This is a genomic window from Fluviicola chungangensis (genome assembly GCF_007558725.1).
GTDB lineage: Bacteria > Bacteroidota > Bacteroidia > Flavobacteriales_D > Crocinitomicaceae > Fluviicola > Fluviicola chungangensis.
The window spans coordinates 744,247-766,832 of sequence record NZ_VLPL01000001.1; the positions used below are offsets into that span (position 1 = coordinate 744,247).

The window sequence follows — 22,586 nt, forward strand, 5'->3', positions numbered from 1 at the left end:
TTAAGCAGTTATAATTTTAGTACGAATTTCCATGATTTTTTTCGACAGGTTGTCAAAACATTTTTGAGTCATTTTACAGCTGTCTCCTCCCGAAAAAGTTAGTTTTCCATTGGAATTTTGCACCTGGGTTTCCCCTGAGTTGCAATCCAATTGCTCATAGACTTTCAAAATTTCTTCAATATCCGCTGAATACTCTTTTACTGATTCGTTGTCCTGGTAACTCACTAAAAATTCCAACAAGTTTTCAGCAACCAATTTCTGATCTGCCAGTGCCTGATCCAATTTCGGTGATTTTCCAAAACCTTTGGAACTTCCGATCATCAGGTGCATGGATTCGATCCAACCGCCAACAAGCATCAATGATAATTCATCGCCTTTATCAATCTCGATCAAACGCTGAAACGTCCGGTTGTACACATCATCACTCAATTTGAATAAAGAATCTGCATTTCCGTCCCATTTTTTCGCCAACTCACCCAATTCATTTCCAAAAACCTGAGCCACACCGATATCAGAACCTAACTTTTCCAATTTGCCGAAGTAACTCAAATACTTATTGGTTTCATTGAACGAAGTTAAATAAGCTACATCCGCAGTGTATACTCCAAAGTTTAATGCTTTTTGAGAAGAATTGGAATATTTGTCTGCCAAAGCCGGATCGTGCAGGATTTTCGTGTTTTTTACTGCATCCATCTTGGAGATCAAAGCAAACTGCTCGGATGGGGATGGAATGTTATAGTTTACGTTCGCAGCATCTACTGTCTCCTGTTCTTCAACCGTTGCAACTTCCCGTTTTTCTTCACCGGAACCACAAGCATAAGCGAATAGTAAAACGATACTACCTAAGATTAGTTTGTTTTTCATCATCAAGTAATTTCTTGCGAATCTATTAATTTTCAATCAATCCCGTGATTATTTGGTCAGTTTTTTTGTTTCTGCAACAATTTTTGCTTTTAGTCCTTCTGAGACCTGCACCAAAGGAAGACGCATAAACGGCTTCATCCACCCCAATTCTTCCAGAGCAATTTTTACTCCGCCCGGGTTTCCTTCAGCAAACATTAATTTGGTAACCGGCAACAAGTCGTAATGGAGTTTTCTTGCAGTTTCAAAATCTCCGTTCAAAGCACTGGTAACCATTTGACTGAATTGTGCGGGGAATGAGTTTGCCACTACAGAAATAACTCCGTCCGCACCAGCAGCGATCAAAGGAAGTGTAATCGCATCATCTCCCGAAAGCACTAAAAAGTTTTCGGGCTTGCAGCGAATGATCTCCATGATCTGCTCCATATTCCCGGATGCTTCTTTCATTGCCACAATGTTTTTGATCTCCGCCAGTTCGAGAGTAGTTTCAGCAAGTACGTTGGATCCTGTTCTTCCAGGAACATTGTATAAAATAATCGGTAAATCCGTAGCGGAAGCCAATGCTTTGTAGTGTGCGATATATCCAGCTTGTGTCGGTTTGTTATAATAAGGTGCAACGGATAAAATCCCATCTACACCTTTCGGAATATTTTTAAACGCTTCGATTACCGATAGGGTGTTGTTTCCACCCGCACCGTAAACGACCGGTAATTTGCCGTTATTCTCTTCCAGTACTGTTTCCAGCACCTTCTTTTTCTCATCACTGTTTAAAGTTGGGGATTCACCCGTGGTTCCCTGAACTACCAAGTAATTGGTACCTCCTGAGATTTGTTCCTGTACCAATCTGCGCAATGCCGGAAAATCAATAGACATGTCTGCATTGAATGGGGTAACCAATGCAACTCCGGCTCCTTTAAATAGATTCATTGTATTTATTTTTTAAACAGTAAAAAGTAAGCTCAAAATTACGAATATTATCAGCACGTAGATCTCGCAGATTAACGATTTTACCTGGTGGAATGAGTTATGAATCGTTTCATTCCCCATTTATTGTTGATACGGATTGGTTAATTTTATGATATGGCAACACAGCAATTCCCGTTCAAAGTCCTTTTTTATTTCGAAAATGAATCGAAACTGATCGTTGAAATCAAACGAACCGACATTCAGTCTGAGGATAAGAGCGTGATTTATAACTGGCTTATTATACAGAAAGAAATCCGTAGCGCCCAGTCGCGACAGAGCGCTACAATTTCTGTTCTTACGTTTCGATCTATGGCGCAAAATGGTGACGAGCAAATCCGCGAGTTTGCAGAGGGAATATTGAAATGGGATGAAACTGCGGCGCACTTCAATGGAGAAGCAATGACACAGATTGAGGCCGGTGAATTATCCGGTCAGTTATTCGAGTTGATCTCGGATTTTCTCGGCACGAGTTAGAGATTCGTGCCAACAAACTTAAGACTTTAATTTGTTGAGATCATCGCCAGGAAATCGTCTTCGGAGATGATCGGAATGCCCAGATTACTCGCTTTTTCCAGTTTTGCAGGCCCCATGTTTTCACCCGCTAAAACATAACTCGTTTTTGCAGAAATGGACCCTACGTTCTTTCCTCCGTTCTTTTCGATCAGGTCTTTGATCTCGTCACGGCTGAATTTTGAAAAGACTCCGGAAACCACGAAAGTTTTTCCTTCCAGCTCATTAGAATCAAGCGCCACTTCTTCCACCTCAAATTGAATTCCGGCAGCTTTCAGACGATCAATTGTATGAAGCGCACGCGGATCCTGGAAAAAATGTTGTACCGCAATTGCAATCTTCTCTCCAATCTCCTCTACTGCAATTAATTCATCATAGGTAGCGCTTGCAATGGCGTCGATATTCTTAAACGCATTAGCCAGTTTTTTTGCCACCGTTTCTCCAACAAACCGGATCCCTAATGCAAACAGTACCCGTTCGAACGGAACCTCTTTCGAGGTTTTAATACCGAGGATTAAATTATTTGCCGATTTATCCGCCATACGATCGAGATTCACAACCTGGTCAAACGTCAAATCGTATAAATCCGCTATACTTGTTGCTAAACCTTTCTTATATAAGAGGTCAATCGTTTCGGCCCCGAGCCCGTCAATATCCATTGCCTTCCTGGAAATGAAGTGTTCCATTCGTCCTTTGACTTGTGGCGGACAAACCAAATCATTCAAGCAATAATGCTGCGCTTCTCCTTCCCTGCGGTGCAATTCAGAACCACATTCCGGGCAATGTTCTATGAAAATCACTTTTTGTGCTGTCGACAAGCGGGAAGCCGTATTTACCCCCACAATTTTCGGGATGATCTCCCCCCCTTTTTCCACAAATACTTCGTCTCCCAAATACAAATCCAGCTTTTCTATTTGATCAGCGTTGTGCAAAGAAGCTCTTTTTACGACCGTTCCACCCAACAGAACCGGTTTCAGATTCGCAACCGGTGTAATAGCACCCGTTCTTCCCACCTGGTAAGTCACTTCTTCCAGGATAGTGGAGACACGTTCTGCTTTGAATTTGTAAGCGATTGCCCAACGTGGTGATTTTGCAGTGAAGCCCAAATCAGTTTGCTGTTCGTAATTATTCACTTTGATTACAATTCCATCAATATCGAATGGCAAGTTATAGCGTTCTTTATCCCAATAATGGATGAAGTCCATAATCCCGTCGATAGTGGAAGTTTTTGCAATGTACCTGTCCTTTTCAAGAGGTGTTTTAAATCCCCATTCGTGTGCCTTTCGGACACTTTCCAAATGGGATTCCAGATTCAGATCGTCGCCATAAACACCATAGAGGTAACAATCCAGTCCTCTTTCCGCTACCACTCTGGAATCCTGTGATTTGAGTGTTCCAGAAGCTGAATTCCGGGGATTTGCGAAAACAGGTTCTCCCAATTCCTCCCGTTGTTTGTTCATTGCTTCAAAATTGGCCCGCGGAAAAAAGATCTCGCCACGTACTTCGAAATCATCCGGGTAATCTCCTTTCAAGGTTAATGGAACGGCTCGGATTGTTTTCACATTTGCAGAAATATCTTCTCCTTTTGTTCCGTCTCCACGCGTAACCGCACGTGTAAACTTTCCATTGACATACCGAATTCCGATGGCAACACCGTCATATTTCAATTCACAGACGTACTCAATTGGTCCTGAAGCAAGCTTTTTTAACCGTTGTTCCCAATCGATAATTTCTTCTTCCGAATACGAATTAGACAAAGAAAGCATCGGGAACCGATGCACAACGGTTTCGAACTTCTTGGTAATGTCCCCACCAACCCGTTTTGTAGGACTCAATTCAGATGCAAACTGTGGAAATTCAGCTTCCAGGTCCTGAAGTTCTTTCAGCAGCACATCGAATTCATAATCAGAAATAGTTGGGTTGCTTTCCACATAATAGCTGTAATTATGCTGGGTTAGCTCCTGTGTTAACTGTTCGATTCTTTTTTGTGCTTCTGTTGGATTCATATTGAAAAATTCGTATTCAAAAATATTTAATAATTACGAATGCCGGGTTACAATCAGACTTCTTTGTTCAAAATTTCAACAGCGCAAAACTTTCTTTCTCCTACTTGAACTTAAGCTTTCGAACAACCAATCAATTCGGATCAATCCACGAAAAGCTCCATTCCCTTGTTTGCTGCGATTCTTCGTGTAAGGGGCAAAAGCCTTACCTCGTATACGTTTCAATGAAATTATACTTCGTCTTCATACGCTGTTGCGGATTCTTGCCTACTTTTTCGCTTTGAAAAAAGCAGGAGAAATCACGTGAATTCCGCGTCTACTTTAATCTTTACTGCTTCCTTGGTGATCGGATGTGTGAATTGCAGGAATTGTGCATGGAGGTGTAGCCGGTTCTCCTTTGATCCGTAAAGATCATCGCCAACAATGGGCGCATTCAGTCCAAGCATGTGTGCCGCATGAACACGCAATTGGTGAGTTCTTCCCGTGATCGGATAGAAATAAATCAGCGTTTGGCTATTTCTACGCTCCACTACTTCCCATTTGGTCACTGCCCGCTTCCCATGTTCATAACACACCAACTGGCGCGGCCTGTCGTCCAAATCCACGCGCAAGGGCAAATCGATTATTCCGGAATCTTTAACTACTATTCCATCTAATAATGCTACGTATCGTTTCTGCACATTCCGCTTGATGAATTGCTTTTGCAGGTGCATGTGCACTTGCTTATCTTTTGCAAGTACAAGAATACCTGAAGTCGACATATCCAAGCGGTGCACGATCAGCGGACCGGTTGCTTCCGGATATTTTTCCTTCATACGTGTATAGACCGAATCGGTAATGTTTTTGCCGGGAACAGAAAGAAATTCTGCCGGTTTATTGACAATCACCAGGTATTCGTCTTCAAAAACGATTTCGAGGTCTTTGTTTTCTGCCGGATTCTGAAGCATCGGGTTTTCGTCCGTTTCGATTCCTTCCAGCATATGTCCGAGAATGGGTTCGCATTTCCCTCGACAGGCCGGATAGACTTGTTTGTGTACACGCACCTCCGATTTGGGAGATGCTCCCCACCAAAACTCACCCAAACAGATTGGTTTCAACTCATTTTCAAATGCAAATTGCAATAACTTCGGCGCAGCACATTCCCCGGCACCTGCAGGAGGTTTGTGATCAATCGTATTTTGAAAAATACTTTGCAGACTTCTTTTCTCCTTTTCAGCATTCAGGAAATAATACGAATCAAAAATTTCACCCTGCAAGGTATTGGACATGTTTTTACGCTTTTCACGGAGCTCAGCCAATTGATTTTCAAAAGATTCAACCACCTCACTTAAAGAAGCGATCTGTTTCTTATTGGTTTCTGTAAAATCTTTCAAAAAGTATTGCTCCCTGATGGATTGTTTTCTCAGATCTTCCAAAAGCGCCTCCAATTCTTCCGGAATTAGATCCTTTGAATTTTCACGGATCAGTTTTCGTTCTGCTTTGGCAGTTTTGATCTCTATTTTGTATTTCTGAAGTTCTTTCAGGTAAGATTTACTGGCTTCTTCCAGTTTCCTTTTTGCATTCAGGTATGCTTCTTCTTTTTCAAGTTGGTCAATTTGTATCGTAACTTCATTAATAACCACTTCTTCTTTTCTGAAAAACCCTTTGGAATCGAGCAAATCAAAAACAGGTGGAACGAAGTAATCAAACTCATTGGAATCGGCCAGCTTCCCTGAAAAGGCAGCTAAAAATCCTAATTCTCCCTGTTTATCCTCTACAACAAGTACTCCGAACATCTTCCCGATTACCAATCCTTCCTGCCGGTCATCCAATCCGAAGTTATGCTCCCATTCGGTTTGAGTTTCGAGGTATTCCTGAACCTGGGACATTGCTATAACGGCCAACTCATGAGGTTCGTAGTAAAAGGGAAAGGTGAATTTATCCGGTCGCGGTATTTGCGACACGTCTGAGTGAAAGGAAATGAATTTGGAGTTTTTTACGGACATGTTCTTTACTGGTTGCAAAGATACGAAAATCAGCACTTATTTTCACCGCTAAGAGCACTAAGAAGCAAAGGAAAAAGAGTTGATGAAAATCATTTTTGCACACTATTTAAGAAAGCAAAGGGACAAGAAAAAAATGAACTCTCTTCGCACCTTTGCGGTAAATATTAATCTGTAAAACTGATTTTCACATGCGTTCCATCGCAATACGGTTTATTGGCTGAAGCCCCGCAGCGGCAAAACGCAGTTACCTTACTTTCTTTTAGTTCTTCCGAACCCTTGTGTTTTACCGTAATATTTCCATAAACCAGTAATGGCCCGTTCGGTAGCGTTTCCACCACATTCGATTGATGGATTTCTTTTTGTTCATCTTTCAAACGATAACTTAGTGCCCCGCTCGGGCATTTTTCGACCTGCCGGATGATTTCTTCCGTTGTTCCGCCCTCCAATTTGATCCAGGGTTTTGTTTGCGGTTGAAAAACGTTTGGAAGCCCGGTTGCTTTTTTCCAGCAAATGGTGGAATGGATACAATTTTCGGGTTTCCAAATGACAGTTACTTCTCCATTGGTATATTCTTTAATGATCGGTTTGTCAGACATGAGTACTCAATTCAAATAAATAAGACTAAAGGTACGAAATCGTTCGATTATCTCACCGTCCATTTTGCCTTCAGCATGCGTTCTTTCCCCTGTAAATCCTTCCGGACCTCAACGGGGTCAAATCCCAAACTTTCAACCATTGCTTTTGTTTCCAAGGAGTAATTTTCATGCAATTCGAAGAACAGGTATCCACCATTATTTAAATGTTGTACGGCATACTCAGCAATTGCACGATAGAATAACAACGGGTCTTCATCCGGAACAAACAAAGCCAGATCCGGTTCGAATCCCGTTACATTCATATGCATCTGTTCTTTTTCTATCCAGGGAATATATGGCGGATTTGAAACAATCAGATCTACAGACTTCCTTTCGTCTATATCAAGAGCATTGCCGAACTCAAATTCAATGTTTAAATTTAATTTTCTTGCATTCGAGCGGGCAATCAACAACGCTTCTTCAGAAACATCCAAACCGAAGATTTCAAAGTCCCTCCTGCGGTTTTTTATCGCCAGGGCGATGCATCCCGATCCGGTGCACCAATCTTCTACTTTCAAATTCGTGTGTTCCCGGGCCGATTCCATGATCCACGACACCAATTCTTCTGTTTCAGGCCGGGGAATTAACACTCCAGGGGCAACTTCGATCTTCAAGTCATCGAAATACGTAAAACCGATAAGGTATTGGACCGGTTCTCCTGTTTGCAGCCTGGAAGAGATTTGATCCAGCTGGTTCAACTGATCATCGGAAAGCGCTATTTCTTTCGAAACCAATAAAGCCGAACGATTGAATCCGAAAATATCTTCCAAAACGAGTAGAAGAATGTTTCTCACTTCTCTTTCCGAATAGAGATTGAATAGTTTATTCGTCCAAAGGGAAGTAAGCTGCTTGAGATTCTGCATGGAGCAAAGGTAATTACGATTGCCGAATTACGAATGCCGAATTGCGAATGATTGATCCATAGTTGGGATTGACTATAATTACCTGTTTAGCCAGCAATCAATCAAAACATGATATCGTTATATAACGAAGAAATATGTATTTCTTATTCATTTATGGTCTCTCCACCTGGATTAATCCGTCTAATAAACCATGTATTTGATGCTTTTTATCGAACATATCCGGCTTTTCAACAAACTTTTTTTTGAATTCCCACTGTAACTTGTTAAATTTAGGAACGTTTAAGGTACATAAAACAACAAAAGTGAGGGGGATCAAATTTATTTTTCTTAGTATTCTGATTAGCAGTCAGGCACTGTACGCGCAATCAGACAGCGAATCGGAAGTTGAAACACCTGATTCTATTGCTGTTGTTCCTTCAAAGAAAATCCTGGAAGTCCCTGTATTCCAAAAATATAATCCGGATACCATCCAGCTTGGAGAAAACGATTTCCTGGTTTCGGATTCATACACAGCCCAAGGGCAGCCTTATATCTATGACGCGCTGCATTCTTTCCACCGCAGAAGAATGGACGGATTCGGAGGCTTTTTAAACGATAAGATCAATGCCGGTTTAGCCGAAGTTCGCAGCCAAGGATTTAATTCCGATCTGAAGAAATTATACATTCAAATTGATCCTTCCACTTTGACTGTTTACTGGACTGCAGTAGTTGGACCAAGCCTTGACGGAAGATGTTACATGAGTGTTGACAGCCGTGGTTCAGCGGGAGGGGGATTGCCTGCCGTTCAAAAACAATGTCCGCGTATGCACCGGCTGCACTCCAACCTGGTCCCTGTTAAACTGCTTGAATTCAACGACAATGTATTGCAATGCTACAACTGGGAGGGGGAAAAATTAGATACTGTGACGCGTGCAATCAATATTCAACAACATTTCTACAAATATTACGATCCTCAAATTGGGAACGGTACAACGCTTGCTGAAGTGGTGCAGAAAGAAAAAGACGCAGAAATGACTTCTTTAATGGTTGTATCAAAACCTACAGCTCCGGCTGTGCATTATAGACGCTACACTGTAAAGTCGGGAGATACACTTTCTCAAATAGCTCAAAAACACAATACCACCGTATCTCGAATTGCCAAAGCGAATAACTTGAGATCTTACGTGATTCGTGTTGGACAAAACTTAAAAATTCCAAATTAATTACGGATACCGAATTATAAGTTTGGCAATTGATTCTGACTGCACTTTAGTGCTTTTATCTTACAATTTGTTTGATTAAAAATCCCTCCGCATCTCTTTAAATCCGGTTGGCTTTTGCGAATTTACGTGGAGTTCAGGTGTTGATCAAACTAAAAAAGCCTTCCAAAATCGGAAGACTTTTTAATTAGTATATCTAGCAATTTGAAGTTTCTTTCGCTGGAGCAGACAATCGAATCGAAAGCAGTGCTTTCTTTTATTTAATCACTTTCGGGAGCTTGTCCAAATCCTTTGAAGGATAAAACTGGATAGAACTCGTATTCACACAGTGCCTGGTATCCTTATCCGTAAATCCTTCGCCCGTAAAGACATGCCCCAAGTGTCCTTTGCAATTGGCGCAAATGATTTCTGTCCGCATTCCATCTGCATCCGGAACCCGGATCACGGAGCCTTCAATTTCATCATCAAAACTCGGCCAGCCGCAATGAGATTCAAATTTATCGTCTGATCTATACAACGGATTGTTACACTGTTTGCAGATGTAAATTCCTTTGTCCGTTTTCAGATAATAATCTCCTGTAAACGCCCGGTCAGTATTTTTACCGATTATTACACTTTCTTCCTGTGGAGTCAGTTTATTGTATTTTGTTTCCTTTTTGGTAGAATCGGTCTTGGTTGGTTCCTGGGAACAAGCAGTTAATCCAAAAAACAAGCTGCAAATAATCAAATAGTTTTTCATGTTCAATCGTTTTGAATCAGTTACGCAAGTTCAGCGGATTTGGATTTAAAACCAAGAAAAACAAGCTATAAAAAGTTAAAAAAACCTGGTATCACTGATCAAATAGACACATGTCTATCCGTATATTTTGCCGATCGAATTTAGAACAATTAGAACAAGAAGACTACTTTTTCTGCTTATCCAATTCCACATGCAGTCCAAGACCTCTCAAAGACTCTCCGGCGGCTACTATTTTCCCTTCGCCATCTACCAGGAAAGCACTTGGAATGAATTGCACATTATATGCTTTTCCGGCATCGTTTGCTTTGTCCCAAACATGACTTTTCCAAACCAAGCCATCTGCTTTAATTGCCTCTTTCCATTTGGCTTCGTCACGATCCAAAGAAACTGAAAACACTTCGAATCCTTTTGCATTCTTGAACTTCGCGTTTTTGTATTTCCCATAAGCTTCCACTACGTTCGGATTCTCTTTTCTGCAAGGTCCGCACCAGGAAGCCCAAAAATCGATCAGTACCATTTTTCCTTTTAAAGAAGAAAGTTTCACGACTTTTCCATCAACACCTGTCAGGGCAATTTCCGGTGCCTTGCTACCGACTCCGGGCAATGCTTTAAGCGTTTTAAAAGAAGACAAGCCAATACCTACCAGTAAAAGTGTCGAAAGAATGATTATTGAATTTTTCATCTGTATTTAGTTTACCCGACGGATGTCAGCACCCAGATTTCGCAAGCGAATATCGATATCCTGATAACCTCTGTCTATTTGTTCGATGTTGTGAATGACACTTTTCCCTTCCGCTGAAAGTGCCGCAATTAATAAGGAAACTCCCGCACGAATATCGGGAGACGTCATTTGGATCCCGCGCAGATTGTGTTGTCTTCCCAATCCGATAACAGTTGCTCTGTGCGGATCGCACAAAATAATTTGCGCTCCCATATCAATTAGTTTATCCGTAAAGAACAAACGGGACTCGAACATTTTCTGGTGAATCAGCACACTTCCCTTTGCCTGTGTTGCAACAACCAGGATAATGGATAACAAATCCGGAGTGAATCCAGGCCAAGGAGCATCGTAGATCGTTAGGATCGAACCATCGATAAAAGTATCTATTTCATACGATTCCTGGGCAGGAATATAAATATCATCTCCTCTTCTTTCCAGTTTGATTCCCAATCTTCTGAAGGTATTCGGAATCACTCCCAGGTTTTCCCAGCTTACATCCTTAATCGTAATTTCCGACTGCGTCATTGCTGCCAAACCGATGAAACTTCCGATTTCGATCATATCCGGTAAAATCCGGTGATAACAACCACCCAATTCTTTCACCCCTTCAATGGTCAGTAAGTTGGAGCTGATTCCGGAAATTTTTGCTCCCATGGAATTCAACATTTTACATAACTGCTGAATGTACGGTTCGCAAGCTGCATTGTAGAATGTAGTTGTTCCTTCTGCCAGAACCGCCGCCATAATAACATTTGCAGTTCCCGTAACGGAAGCTTCATCCAAATGGATATATGTTCCTTTTAATTTTTTTGCTTCAATGGAATAAAAATGCTCACCGGCATCGTAATTGAATTTTGCACCCAATAATGCAAACCCTTCGAAATGCGTATCCAATCTTCTGCGTCCGATCTTGTCACCACCCGGTTTTGGAATAAATCCCTTTCCGAAACGCGCCAGCAATGGGCCGACAATCATGATCGAACCTCTCAAAGATCCTGCTCTTTTTTTGAAATCTTCCGTTTCCAGGTAAGCCAAATCGATATCTTTTGCCTGAAACACGTAAGTACCGCGCTCCACTTTTTCAATTTTCACTCCCATTATTTGTAACAAGTCAATTAACTTATTTACATCAACGATATCCGGAATGTTTGAAATAGTAACTTTTTCAGAAGTTAGCAAAGGGGCACATAAAACTTGCAGTGCTTCATTTTTTGCGCCTTGAACAGTCAATTCGCCTTTTAGCTTCTTTCCTCCGTAAATTTCAAAAGATGACATACTGAATTACTTATTACGATTTTGGTTTTGATTTTTTCCTTTAAAGTTCTTTTGATTTTTCTGATTTTTTTTCGGACGCTTGTTCGGCTGAATTCCAAACGATTTCAGGATCAGGTTAGTATTCATCAATTCATCCGGGTTTTCCAGGATCAATTCCCCTTGCGAAAGATCTCTCAACTGGTTTGCAATCACGTGATTTTCCACCGCATCATTGTTATAAGCCAAATACTGCTTCTTCATGAAATTCGCCATGGTAATCTTTAAGTAATCACGCTCATCAGCTTCTGTGACGTTCTTCGCATCCTTTAAAATTTCCTGTGTGTATTTCCCGTAATGACCATATTTAATCCGGCCTTTCGGGTAAGTCATTTGTTCCGGTTTACTGGTCAGTGTCTCCGGCTTTGGAATTTCATAAGGAGAATCCACATCAAGTTTGAAATCAGACATCACAAACAAATGTGTCCATAACTTGTGTCGGAAATCATCTACATCACGTAAATGCGGATTCAATTGTCCCATGACCTCTATAATTGCTCTGGCTGCTTTATTACGCTCATCGCGATCTGCGATTTCCATCGCGTGAGAAATCATTTCTTGTACGTTTCTACCATACTCCGGAAGTAATAACTTCGGTCTCGTGGTGTTGTATTCCATAAATTTTCTTCGAAAGTTCAAAAATAAGCTTTTAAATCGAAATATCCAGCTAAGTTTCAACTCCAATTCAGGCAATTAAAAATCATTTCACCGGATTACGACAAAAAGGTTATTTTAGCTACGAATTAATGGCCTTATGAAAACACATGTCGCACTTTTTATCGGAGTAGCCGGTTTGCTGTTCAGTTCCTCCTGCTCCTCCGATCCTGTTGAGGATCAAACAACTGCTCTAACAGAAAAAACTTCTGCCGACTCCCTTGAAACCGATCTATGGTTCCCGGAAACGGATTTTGATACACTTTGCGGATTGTATACCGGTGATTTCGGAGATGGCTTCATCAATGTAGTCCTCACCTATGTGAACGACAAAAAAGCAATCGGCTACAACGTGCACAAAGGATTACAGCGAAACATCAGCGGTTCGGTTGTTCAGAAAGCGGACCGTTTCGAACTGACATTAAACGAGCCGGGCGATAATCCATACGACGGTATTTTCGTTTTGAACATTTCAAAAAAGGATGGTCATGTGGATGCAAGCTGGACAGCGAATGATCCAAAAATAAAGGCCAAAAAGTTTACCTTGAAAAAACAGCCTGTCAAACAAACAGATGCATCTAAAGATAAAACCTATTATGATGACGGCGAAATTACAGAAGACAATTTCATGGACTTGTTTTCTAATGCAAACCTGGGAGACGGCTATGTTGAATTCAAAGAAAACGGAATTCTCCGGTTTAGCTATTATCCGGAAGGACAGGAAAAAGAACAACAGGAAATAATTAAAGGGTCCTGGAAGTTTTCCGATCCGAAAACCCTGATTATCAACTGGTCGAAAAACACTCATTTCAAGCAACAAATCATGAAATTCAAGTTGTCACAAAACAAAGATGAAATGCCCAGTTTTGACGGACCTAATGAATTGAGTATTTACCCGGATTATTATTAATGCAGGCGGCTAAATGAAAAAAACGGCCTGGATCTTTTTCGTTATCGGAATTCTTTACGCTTCGTACTTGCTGCTTTTATTGTCGCTTCCTTATTTGGAAATGCGCCGTGGGATCGATTTTCTGAAAACCAAGCAATTCATCTACCACATCAAACATTGGAGGTACAGTTTTTATATTCACGTATTCACCAGCATTTTGATCATCACCAGTGGCCTGTTTCAGTTCAGTAAAACCATTTTGAGCAGCTATCCGAAGATCCACCGCATTTCCGGTTTCATTTATCTGACTGTAACCCTTTTGATTTCGGGACCTGCGGCTTTGGTCATGTCTTTTTATGCCAATGGCGGATACCCTGCTCAAACAAGTTTTGTCATCTTAAGCATTCTCTGGATCGGAAGTACTTTTTTGGCGTATCACTATGTGCGCAAAAAAGACTACGAACGACACGGGAAATGGATGGTACGCAGTTACGCACTGACCCTATCAGCAGTTTCTTTGAGGCTTTACTCCTATTTATTCGACGTATTCCATTTGAGAATGGACCCTACAGATCTGTACATCCTGCTTTCGTGGTTAAGCTGGACTCTCAATCTGGTTGCCGCTGAGATTTTTATCCGGCGCGGACTGGTGAAACGATTGCTGGCGAATCGTTAGGCAGCTGCTGCTTCTGCGAATGTTTTCCCATCGATATAGCGGATCTTCCCGGAAGAATCAATCCGGTATCTTTCCGTATCGATTTTCTTTTTGGAAACAATCGGATTGTCGTAGTAACCTTCTTCGTCCGGATCTTTCTGGAATGTGGTCTCGTAATTGGTAATCGTAAAGGTCAGATCTTTATTGATCGTGCACATTTTAAGCAATTCCGAGTAATCCTGCCGGCCCGCAATATCTTTTTTATCGATTAGTTTTCCTGTTTTTGTAAAAGTTACCAACTTATAGGTCAAAGGACTTTGGTCCCCGTTAAATTCTTCTCTTATCACATAGATCAACGCTACATAATTCGGTGTTTCTGCAACCTGAACGAAATGGTAGAATCCTTTGCTAACCTCCCTGGAAAAGCGTTCGTTACGCATTTCGGAGACAAAGCGTTCGTAATCGTAGGAAATCCTGTTTTTATCGTCGTAAACCATTTTTCCCTGCTCCAGATTCATGTTGATCGGGAAAGAGGCCTGAACAAACGTGCGTTTAAACTGGAGCCAGTGTAAATTTTCCAGGTCGGAAATACCGTTGAGAGCCAGTTCCATGTTCTTTTTGTACAAATAAGGTTCCTTTTCCCTGAGATTTGCCAAGTCTGGATCTTTCTCAATGTTATCGATATTCACGTATCCTGCCTGGATAGCAAATTGCAAATAATCCGCGCTCATGGGGAAATTCTTCAATTGAGAATATGCGCAAGCCACATTGAACATCACTTTTGAAAACGGTTCGTATCCCAGTTTCTCGGCCATGGAATAAGCATCCAGAGCTCCCTGGTAGTTTTTCATTTCCATACATACATTTCCCAATTCATAGTAGGATTTTGAATTCGGGTATGCTGCTATCGATGCCTTGAACCCTTCACTTGCAGCCCGCAGGTTCTTTTCATTCTTGAATTCATCCAGGGCATTCAGGAACAACTTATTGGATTCCTGGTTTGCTTTTGGATTCTGGTACAGGAACAAGCGTACTTTTTCACCGTTAAAAAGATCTGCCGCACTCAATCGGACAGGTTCTGTTTCATCAACAGCAACATTTCCTTCCGGACCTGTCCCGGAACCGGGAACAGCAGGATTTCCACACGAAGCAAGCATGGAAACTACAGCTAAAGAATAAAGGACGAATTTCATAGGCACAGCATTAAGTTTACTAATGTAAGAAATCTTTGATTTGAGATACACTTTCAGGCAAAAAAGGTTCACCGGAAGGAAGTGTTTTAAAATGTTAAATACTTGGATACCAATCCTGTTTGTCGTAATTTATAAACTCATTCAAATAGCAAAGTTATGTTCAGTAAATATCAACATTTCCGTTACGGAATTTATAGTTTTGTATGTATTGCAGCGCTATTTTTTATCATGAAATTATTCTCGTTGGAAAACAATGGGTACCTGCGTTTTTTAAACGTATTTATTGTGTTTTACTTTACAAACAGATTGGCCAAAAAGAATCGCCAGATCGATGACGACGATAATTTCCTGACTGCATTTGGTTCATTAATCGTATCGAACATGGTTACAGTAGCTTTAACAGTAGTCAGTTTCGTGATCTATGCCAAATTTATTCAACCGGATTTTATTAACCATTTTGATGGGGGAATTTTCTGGAACAATCATGTTACATTAGACCAGGCCGCATTTATCCTGTTCTTTGAAGGAACAGGAAGCGCATTGGCAGTATCATTTATCAACGTAATGTACTGGAATGAAAGAACTCCGGACAACAAATGTGTTCCTGTGGAACCCGCCAAAGAGTAAAACTCTTGACAAATCGGGAAATCGGATGGATTTAAACCCATCCGATTTTCTTTTTTTATTTTACTGATAATAAATGTATTACATAAAAATAAATTTGGATATCATTTTGTTTTCATGTAATTTCTAAACGCATTTAAATTCATATCTTTATGAACACTCGATCACTATCCGTCCGCTACGGACTTTATAGTTTTGCAGGAATTGTAATACTATTCTTACTGACCAAACTGCTTTCACTGGAACACATCACCTTTCTCCGCTTTTTAAACGTTTTTATTATTATTTATTTTACCAATCGCCTGGCAAAAAAGAATCATCAAAGCAATGCCGACAGCAATTACCTGAATGCCTGGCTTTCTCTAATTCTGGCCAACGTGGTCACCGTCGGATTATCTCTAATCGGCTTTGTAATCTATGCCATGTTCATTCAGCCCGATTACATCAGTAAATTTGAAGGAGGGATCTTATGGAACAATCACATTACCCTCGGTCAGGCTGCACTGACTCTCTTCACGGAAGGAATTGGCTGTGCCGTAGCTATTTCATTTATCATTATGCAATATTGGAATGAGAGCCCGAAAAGTAAGGTTCCTACTTCCGACAGCTAACAAGCAACACTTCGTATGAAACGGAATCGGGTGAGTTGAATTATTCATCCGATTTTCGTTTGTACCCAACCCAAATGAAAAAGACCTCGTTAGGTATCTATGAGCTCCGAAACAGACAAGATCTTAACATTATAAAACCTAAGCCTCCGGATGCAAAGGAGAGATCGGATGAACCCGGAAAATTCATCCGATTTTCTTTTCCCCAAAAAGTCATCCCGTAAAAAGCTTACGGCCTTCCTGTCGTAAATTCGTATCCTTAAAAGCAGCAAGCCAATTTATTAACATGTTAACAATCAGTCTAAACGATGCGTTTTTATAAAATTTGGTGCATCTTTATGACATATTTACTATTCACTCTATGACACTGGAAGATTTTATCAATTTTGAACGAAAATGGGAAGGCGGTCTCAGCAGACACACTTCCGACTCGGCAAGTAAAACACCCTGTCCAACTCCATACAAAGGCAAGACGGGTTGGCACACCAATGCAGGAATTACTTACTCCGTTTGGCGAAAGAAATTCGGGAAATTAAATGATCAGCGCTTCTTCGACATGTCGAATGCCGATTGGTTTGCTGTTTTCGATTCTTTGTATTATTCCAAAGTACGGGCTGCTTCTTTTAACTCGCTGTCGATCGGTTTCATGGTAACTACGATTGCCTGGGGTTCGGGAGCAAGACAAGCGGGATTGACATTGCAACGTGCAATCAACAAAAAAGGCGGTGCGGTATCTGTAGACGGAGTGATTGGAGCAAAAACGATTGCCGCCGCCAATGCCATTCCTCCCAAGGAATTATTCGATGAGCTGGTAAAACAACGCTCCGACTTCTTTCACCGCATTGCAAAAGGAAAGAACGCTGTTTTCTTAAAAGGATGGCTGAGCCGGTTGAATGCGTTTGTGAAGAAGTTTAAACCTACTTAATCACGGATGCTCGCGTCGTCTTTCCGATTCGATCTTCAATTGCTCATTCATCGCTTTAAATCCGTTCAGTGTACTTCCATCCAGCATCCCGGAAAGCATACGTACCAAAATTCCATTGAATCTTTCAGCCTGGATGAAGGTCGTTGTACCATTTCCGTTATCGATCAGTTCAAAGCGGTGTTCCCCGTCAAAAATTCCGGGCAAAAACAAACGACCGATCCATTTGAATTCTTTGTTTTGATCAAAAGTCAACACTTTCGGGGTGAAAGTCATTCCTTTTGCTCCGGGAGATTCCAGACGCACGATAATCTTCCCCCCCACTTTTACCTTGCCTTCCAGGGATTTGATAAAGGGATTCCAATCGGAATACCCTTTAAAATTGGTTAATACTTCCCAAACACGTTCCGGAGTTTCCTGAATGATAATCTCTGTTTTAATTTCTTTTTTCATCTGAACTGTTTTTTGATTCTTTGATGAAACAAAGTTCGATGAAAGAACGGAAGCTGCTCTTGACAAATATCAAGAAATGGAAGCGAGCTTTTTCCGCAATCTGCTGAAGGTTTCCGGAGTCATTCCCAACATGGAAGCCAGGTATTGGAGTGGGACCTGGTTGAACAATTCTTTATTTGCAGCCCACAATTGGGTATACCGTTCTTCAGCAGTCATGGAAATAAACGCCAGAATCCGATCGCTCATGGTAGCAAAACACTTTGCCATGAACAATTTCTCCACGGTATTCCAGGTCGGGATCGATTTTCCCATATTCCGGTAGTCTTCCTTACTGATGACCATCAATTCACAGTCAGTCAATGCCTGAAGAGAAGAAACGGCCGGTTTGTCAAACAAAAAACTGTTTAAATCGACAATGAAATAACCGGGTGTTGCAACCCACTTGGTCACTTCCTTATCCGGCAGATCGACCCATTCACGGAGTAAACCTGATTTCACAAATCCGAGTTGATTGGAATAACCATTCTCTTTGAAGAAGTATGCTCCTTTATTCAGGGAAATGGGTCGGAAATAAGAACTAATTGTTTTCAAATCATCCGATTTGACTTCAAAAAGTGCTGCAATGTTTTGTTCCAATTCGTTCATGATCCTTTTTTATGGAACACGAAAGATAGTGATTAACTTGCTTTCTTATTTTCTGATGTGAAGGAATCTGAATGTTTTCGCCCCATTGAATCAGGGTTATTATTTCTCCCAATCCCTCGCCCGGACCAGCCAGTTCGCAATATCGCAAACTTGCAACCTGATATATTTGCCCATGAGATTACCGAATCTGTCAGATGAACTGCAAGCGATTTTAAAAAAAATACATTTATATTTATAAATATAGTTGTATAATTAAAAAACTAATTATATCATTGCATTATGAAAAAGGAATTGACACGCGCAGAAGAACAAATCATGCAGGCAATCTGGTCTGTTGGAAAAGGGTTTGCAAAAGACATTCACGAGCAGCTGGAAGAACCGAGACCGGCTTACAATACGGTATTAACGGTTATTCGTGTATTGGTGCACAAAGGATTCGTGGATTATAAAACCTATGGAAAGTCTAATGAGTACTACCCCATGATCACCAAAGAAGCTTATTCTGCACAGCGTTTTCAATCCCTGAAAGAAAATTACTTCGGGAACTCGAATGCAAAATTGCTTTCATTTTTCATGAAAGAGAATAACCTGGACTTGAAGGATGTAAATGAATTACTTGAAATCATTAAAAAGGAACGTCATGACTAATTACTTATGGACCATTTTTGAAGTTAACGTAGTGATCTCTTTGCTGTTCTGCGTTTTTAAACTGATACAGCGTTTTCTTTCGTTTGGATGGCAACGTTTTTCATTGCTTTCGATTCCCATCATGTCCGGAATTGCCGTTTGGGTGAAGCAGGTGAGTATTACAGAGTCGTCGTGGAGTTATCACATCCCGGTCTTTGAGCTTGAAACGGTCACTATCTCTTCCAAAAAGACAATAATCCCGTACAGCATTGATTATTCGGCGATCTGGGACATCACTTACTGGCTGGGAGTTATCCTCCTTTCCGGGTGGATGCTTTTCAATGTTTATAAAGTCCTGAAAGTCTTTTCTGGCGCTAAACGAATAACCGAAGACGGCTTTACCCTGGTTGAATTGCCTGACGAAGCTCCTGCCTCCTTTTTCCGTTTTATTCAATTACCGGCCGGGCTTTCGGAATACGACCGGGAAATTATTCTCCAGCACGAGAAGGTGCACGCACAGAAATACCATTCGGCAGACCGTTTGTTCTTCGAAACGGCACATTGCCTTTCGTGGTTCAACCCGGTATTCCTGCTGATGAAGAAAGAATTGGTTCACATCCATGAATTTGAAGTGGACCGGATCATGTACAACAAATACCGCGTCGGTTATATGGAATTCCTGCTGGCGTATTCTCTCGGAACTAGTTCCTCAATATATTTATTCACCAATCAGTTTATGACCAAGCTCACACTGATTAAACGTATTAAAATCATGAAAAACACCTCAAAAAAAGTATTGATAGCGGCACTTGCCCTACCAATCATTGCAGGCGGACTGACTTTGATCTCATTCACAGCAGAAGGCGATCAGGTTCCGCAAAAACAAACACCCCAAACGCGTTCGGAATTTAAACGCGAAACACAGAAAGAAAGCCCTTCCAACCGAACCGTGAAACAGGTTGAGACAACACAGCAGAATCCGATTTCCAGGGAAGTTCCGAATGAAAAAATGGTTCAATTCATCCCTCCTGTGGAAAAAATGCCGGAAATCACGACTTCTTCCCTATCCACCAAGGCGATTGAGCAAGAAACAGAAGTGGACAAATTACCTGAATATCCCGGTGGAATGGAAGCTATGACCAACTACCTGGTTTCCAACATCCGTTACCCGGAGACTGCTGCCAAAGCCAAGACAACCGGAAAAGTGATCGTTTCTTTTGTTGTAACGAAGGAAGGAAAAGTAACAAAAGCCGCTGTTAAACGGGGCGTAAACAAGGAAATTGATGCAGAAGCTTTGCGCGTTGTCAATGGAATGCCGCAATGGATTCCCGGTGAAAAGGACGGTAAAAAGGTAGATGCTGAAATGGTATTGCCAATAGCATTTGCGTTGTAAGAATTGTTGTTTAATGACTCGATCAAGGCGTTTTCTGCGGGAGACGCCTTTTTGTTTATGATTCAAGCTTAGTTGCACTTAACTTGGGAGCTTTTATTTCCCCTGGCAGATTCCGGATGTAAACAGCATTTCCGGCGATCCATTCCTACTTCTTTTGCAGATCAGATCCGCCAGGCAAGGAATTTTATTCAGCAAATCAGCAACAAGCGAAGTTCCCCGGATTTTTCTTCCGGTGCCCGGTGAACACAAGGCGGAACCTGACTTCCGGGATGATCCACCGCCAATCGCCACAAATTCCCGAGACCCAAACTCACAATACGCGCACCCGGCTCAGCCTGATAGTGCAAATCAAAGAAATTTTCCTCCAGGAAAGATTCAAACCCTTCTTCTGATCCATGATATTGTTTTTTGAGTTCGTCGCGTATTTCAGGAATCAAGACTTTCTGCCTCACCTGTGCATTTGGTACGATCTCACTCGCTGCTCCGACATAAGTGCACAAAAAGGTGTCAACCGGGACAGGAGAGCGGTCGACGTGAAAGGAATACACGTCGGTTGGGAAAAACGAATCGTCCCGATCATAGGATCTAATCACGTTGAGAACCGGTGATGCCCCGCAATTTTTCAGCAGTTCCAGGTCGTTCAGCAGGATCTCACGAGCCAGTTGTCCTTGTTCGCTCAACTGGAGCTCAAGCAATTCTCCGGGCTCCACTTCCGTAATATTTCCGTTTAGTGCTATTTTTTCAACGATCTCGGAAAAATCTCCTGTCAGTTGGCGCCCCCAACACACGGCATTTATTTTACCTTGAAACGGCACGGAAACCAGGTCCCGGAAACCGGCAACTGTTTGAATTTGTGTTTCATCCGGGAATAAATTGCTCATTTGGAAAATGCTACGTGACAGATCGGTTGGTTTTACAAAGGTAAGTTATTTTAATATCATTGAGAACGGTGTGAGCGCGCGTATGGAGGGACAAAAAGAAAAAAGCCAAAATAACAAAAACGGAATCTACTCAATATACAACAACTGAAGGAGAATTGAGAGAATTTTATAAATTCACAGTATCTGGTATAAAAGATTTCAAATGGAATTCATTGAAAATTGGGGATGGCTGGTTCATGAAAAATAACGGCGGAAAAAATAATACTGAATTTAGATCGATTGATTTAGATGCACATACTCATAAACCTTGTAATGTTGGTGATTGGTAAAATTTTAGTTATGAAAATAGTTAGTATGTTATTGGTTTTTATCTTAGGCTCCTGTATTATGGGCACAGAAAACCCATTTGATGATTGTGGTAAAAGTAGACCTTTAAATAAAAAAGAAAAAACTCTTCAAAAAAAATTAAAACAGCAATTTAATGATGATGTATTTATATCAAGAGTATCTTATCAATACAGGCCGTTATATGCGGGTCTAAATTGTGAGGGGTTTGGAAAAGAATATGAAATAACCATGCTCAATTGGTCAAACGATCAAATTAATGATACTTTATTCAGAAGAAAAACGATTAAAGAGCTGGCTTTACATATTTACACATCTGTTTTGGAAGATTCTATAAAGAACTATATCGATGAGTTTAAATTTACAATAGGTAATTTTGACAGCCCGGATAGTTTAAGATTTAATCTGGATATTTTAATTAAAAAATCTGACATCGAAAAATTCTTGGGAGAAAAATTAATTGTAAAAAATAAGCAGTTCAAATTTGTAAAGATCACCAAAGAAAAGGATATTAAATTCACTGAAGTGGTTGATAAATAGCTCAACGTCTAAGTCAAGTTAATTTTAAAACCATAAAAACGGACAAGGGATAGTCCTTGTCCGTTTACCTTAAGCCCACATTCGCAATTATCTCACTATATTTGTATTCAGCAAATAACAACTCAACACATGCCAAAATCGACACTCATTCTTGCTTTCATCAGCACTATAGGATTCACTCTTCCCGCTGTAAACTTCCCTAAAAATGTAAACTTCCCTAAAAATGTAACCTTCCCCGTTTTGTAAACTTCCCTAAAAATGTAAACTTCCCTAAAAATCAGACAGTTTAAAAATATAGATTTAAATTGTCAGAATTATGAAAAAATCGAGATTTACAGAGGCTCAGATTGTAAGTATTTTAAAG

The 22,586-nt window shown here is 40.9% G+C and carries 24 protein-coding genes; 10 read left to right on the forward strand and 14 right to left on the reverse strand.

Annotation, left to right across the window (positions count from 1 at the left end):
• Positions 1-864 (reverse strand): hypothetical protein, encoded by an 864-nt coding sequence (locus tag FO442_RS03575; protein WP_144331767.1) that lies wholly within the window; start codon positions 862-864, stop codon positions 1-3.
• A gap of 48 nt (positions 865-912) precedes the next feature.
• Positions 913-1,788 carry a 4-hydroxy-tetrahydrodipicolinate synthase gene (gene dapA / locus FO442_RS03580; RefSeq protein ID WP_144331768.1) on the reverse strand — a complete coding sequence of 292 codons (876 nt, stop codon included), beginning with the start codon at positions 1,786-1,788 and terminating at the stop codon, positions 913-915.
• 153 nt (positions 1,789-1,941) lie between these two features.
• Between dapA and FO442_RS03585 the strand changes: the two genes are divergently transcribed.
• Positions 1,942-2,301 (forward strand): hypothetical protein, encoded by a 360-nt coding sequence (locus FO442_RS03585; protein ID WP_144331769.1) that lies wholly within the window; start codon positions 1,942-1,944, stop codon positions 2,299-2,301.
• A gap of 26 nt (positions 2,302-2,327) precedes the next feature.
• Here the strand turns inward: FO442_RS03585 and ligA are convergent, their stop codons facing one another.
• The 4 genes from ligA to prmC form a co-directional block, all read right to left on the reverse strand.
• Positions 2,328-4,343, reverse strand: coding sequence for an NAD-dependent DNA ligase LigA (gene ligA, locus FO442_RS03590; protein ID WP_144331770.1), 2,016 nt, complete (start codon positions 4,341-4,343; stop codon positions 2,328-2,330).
• 296 nt (positions 4,344-4,639) lie between these two features.
• Entirely contained in the window at positions 4,640-6,325 is a 1,686-nt protein-coding gene (locus FO442_RS03595) for an RluA family pseudouridine synthase (protein WP_144331771.1), read from the reverse strand.
• Positions 6,326-6,489: 164 nt separating this feature from the next.
• Complete coding sequence (locus tag FO442_RS03600) at positions 6,490-6,921, reverse strand: (4Fe-4S)-binding protein (protein WP_144331772.1); 432 nt, start codon at positions 6,919-6,921, stop codon at positions 6,490-6,492.
• A gap of 47 nt (positions 6,922-6,968) precedes the next feature.
• The gene (gene prmC / locus FO442_RS03605; RefSeq protein WP_144331773.1) at positions 6,969-7,823 is read right to left on the reverse strand and encodes a peptide chain release factor N(5)-glutamine methyltransferase; all 855 of its coding nucleotides are present in this window, start codon (positions 7,821-7,823) and stop codon (positions 6,969-6,971) included.
• Positions 7,824-8,125: 302 nt separating this feature from the next.
• Between prmC and FO442_RS03610 the strand changes: the two genes are divergently transcribed.
• Positions 8,126-9,025, forward strand: a complete 900-nt coding sequence (locus tag FO442_RS03610; RefSeq protein ID WP_222101968.1) for a LysM peptidoglycan-binding domain-containing protein — start codon at positions 8,126-8,128, stop codon at positions 9,023-9,025.
• Positions 9,026-9,278: 253 nt separating this feature from the next.
• Here FO442_RS03610 and FO442_RS03615 read toward each other — a convergent pair whose 3' ends face one another.
• The 4 genes from FO442_RS03615 to FO442_RS03630 all read right to left on the reverse strand — a co-directional run bounded on the left by FO442_RS03615 (position 9,279) and on the right by FO442_RS03630 (position 12,411).
• On the reverse strand, positions 9,279-9,761 hold the full coding sequence (locus tag FO442_RS03615; protein ID WP_144331774.1) for a methionine-R-sulfoxide reductase: 483 nt from the start codon (positions 9,759-9,761) through the stop codon (positions 9,279-9,281).
• 163 nt (positions 9,762-9,924) lie between these two features.
• Positions 9,925-10,443 (reverse strand): TlpA family protein disulfide reductase, encoded by a 519-nt coding sequence (locus tag FO442_RS03620; RefSeq protein ID WP_144331775.1) that lies wholly within the window; start codon positions 10,441-10,443, stop codon positions 9,925-9,927.
• Positions 10,444-10,449: 6 nt separating this feature from the next.
• Positions 10,450-11,757 (reverse strand): UDP-N-acetylglucosamine 1-carboxyvinyltransferase, encoded by a 1,308-nt coding sequence (gene murA, locus FO442_RS03625; protein ID WP_144331776.1) that lies wholly within the window; start codon positions 11,755-11,757, stop codon positions 10,450-10,452.
• 6 nt (positions 11,758-11,763) lie between these two features.
• The gene (locus tag FO442_RS03630; RefSeq protein WP_144331777.1) at positions 11,764-12,411 is read right to left on the reverse strand and encodes a DUF4290 domain-containing protein; all 648 of its coding nucleotides are present in this window, start codon (positions 12,409-12,411) and stop codon (positions 11,764-11,766) included.
• 136 nt (positions 12,412-12,547) lie between these two features.
• On the opposite strand from FO442_RS03630, the gene FO442_RS03635 reads away from it, so the two are divergent.
• Both FO442_RS03635 and FO442_RS03640 read left to right on the forward strand, forming a co-directional pair.
• Complete coding sequence (locus FO442_RS03635) at positions 12,548-13,357, forward strand: hypothetical protein (protein WP_144331778.1); 810 nt, start codon at positions 12,548-12,550, stop codon at positions 13,355-13,357.
• A gap of 13 nt (positions 13,358-13,370) precedes the next feature.
• Positions 13,371-14,012: a DUF2306 domain-containing protein gene (locus FO442_RS03640; RefSeq protein WP_144331779.1), complete on the forward strand. Its 642-nt coding sequence runs from the start codon at positions 13,371-13,373 to the stop codon at positions 14,010-14,012.
• Here FO442_RS03640 and FO442_RS03645 read toward each other — a convergent pair.
• Entirely contained in the window at positions 14,009-15,184 is a 1,176-nt protein-coding gene (locus FO442_RS03645) for a tetratricopeptide repeat protein (protein ID WP_144331780.1), read from the reverse strand. The two genes, FO442_RS03640 and FO442_RS03645, sit on opposite strands and share 4 nt — an antisense overlap.
• A 156-nt stretch (positions 15,185-15,340) precedes the next feature.
• Between FO442_RS03645 and FO442_RS03650 the strand changes: the two genes are divergently transcribed.
• The 3 genes from FO442_RS03650 to FO442_RS03660 all read left to right on the forward strand — a co-directional run bounded on the left by FO442_RS03650 (position 15,341) and on the right by FO442_RS03660 (position 17,341).
• Positions 15,341-15,811: a DUF4199 family protein gene (locus tag FO442_RS03650; RefSeq protein WP_484103587.1), complete on the forward strand. Its 471-nt coding sequence runs from the start codon at positions 15,341-15,343 to the stop codon at positions 15,809-15,811.
• A gap of 149 nt (positions 15,812-15,960) precedes the next feature.
• Positions 15,961-16,419, forward strand: coding sequence for a hypothetical protein (locus FO442_RS03655; protein WP_144331782.1), 459 nt, complete (start codon positions 15,961-15,963; stop codon positions 16,417-16,419).
• Positions 16,420-16,777: 358 nt separating this feature from the next.
• Positions 16,778-17,341 (forward strand): putative peptidoglycan-binding domain-containing protein, encoded by a 564-nt coding sequence (locus FO442_RS03660; RefSeq protein ID WP_144331783.1) that lies wholly within the window; start codon positions 16,778-16,780, stop codon positions 17,339-17,341.
• On the opposite strand, the gene FO442_RS03665 is transcribed toward FO442_RS03660, so the two are convergent.
• Together FO442_RS03665 and FO442_RS03670 are read right to left on the reverse strand one after the other, a co-directional pair.
• A complete protein-coding gene (locus FO442_RS03665; protein WP_144331784.1) occupies positions 17,342-17,791 on the reverse strand; it encodes an SRPBCC domain-containing protein in 450 nt (149 codons plus the stop codon).
• 69 nt (positions 17,792-17,860) lie between these two features.
• Positions 17,861-18,436: a Crp/Fnr family transcriptional regulator gene (locus tag FO442_RS03670; protein WP_144331785.1), complete on the reverse strand. Its 576-nt coding sequence runs from the start codon at positions 18,434-18,436 to the stop codon at positions 17,861-17,863.
• 279 nt (positions 18,437-18,715) lie between these two features.
• Between FO442_RS03670 and FO442_RS03675 the strand changes: the two genes are divergently transcribed.
• Positions 18,716-19,084 carry a BlaI/MecI/CopY family transcriptional regulator gene (locus tag FO442_RS03675; protein WP_144331786.1) on the forward strand — a complete coding sequence of 123 codons (369 nt, stop codon included), beginning with the start codon at positions 18,716-18,718 and terminating at the stop codon, positions 19,082-19,084.
• Complete coding sequence (locus tag FO442_RS03680) at positions 19,077-20,456, forward strand: TonB family protein (RefSeq protein WP_186279866.1); 1,380 nt, start codon at positions 19,077-19,079, stop codon at positions 20,454-20,456. Before FO442_RS03675 ends, FO442_RS03680 begins: the two co-directional genes overlap by 8 nt.
• Before the next feature lie 188 nt (positions 20,457-20,644).
• Here the strand turns inward: FO442_RS03680 and FO442_RS03685 are convergent, their stop codons facing one another.
• Positions 20,645-21,337, reverse strand: coding sequence for a DUF1826 domain-containing protein (locus FO442_RS03685; protein ID WP_144331788.1), 693 nt, complete (start codon positions 21,335-21,337; stop codon positions 20,645-20,647).
• Positions 21,338-21,676: 339 nt separating this feature from the next.
• Here FO442_RS03685 and FO442_RS03690 point away from each other — a divergent pair, with 339 nt between their 5' ends.
• Positions 21,677-22,222, forward strand: coding sequence for a hypothetical protein (locus FO442_RS03690; protein WP_144331789.1), 546 nt, complete (start codon positions 21,677-21,679; stop codon positions 22,220-22,222).
• Positions 22,223-22,586 lie beyond the last annotated feature (364 nt).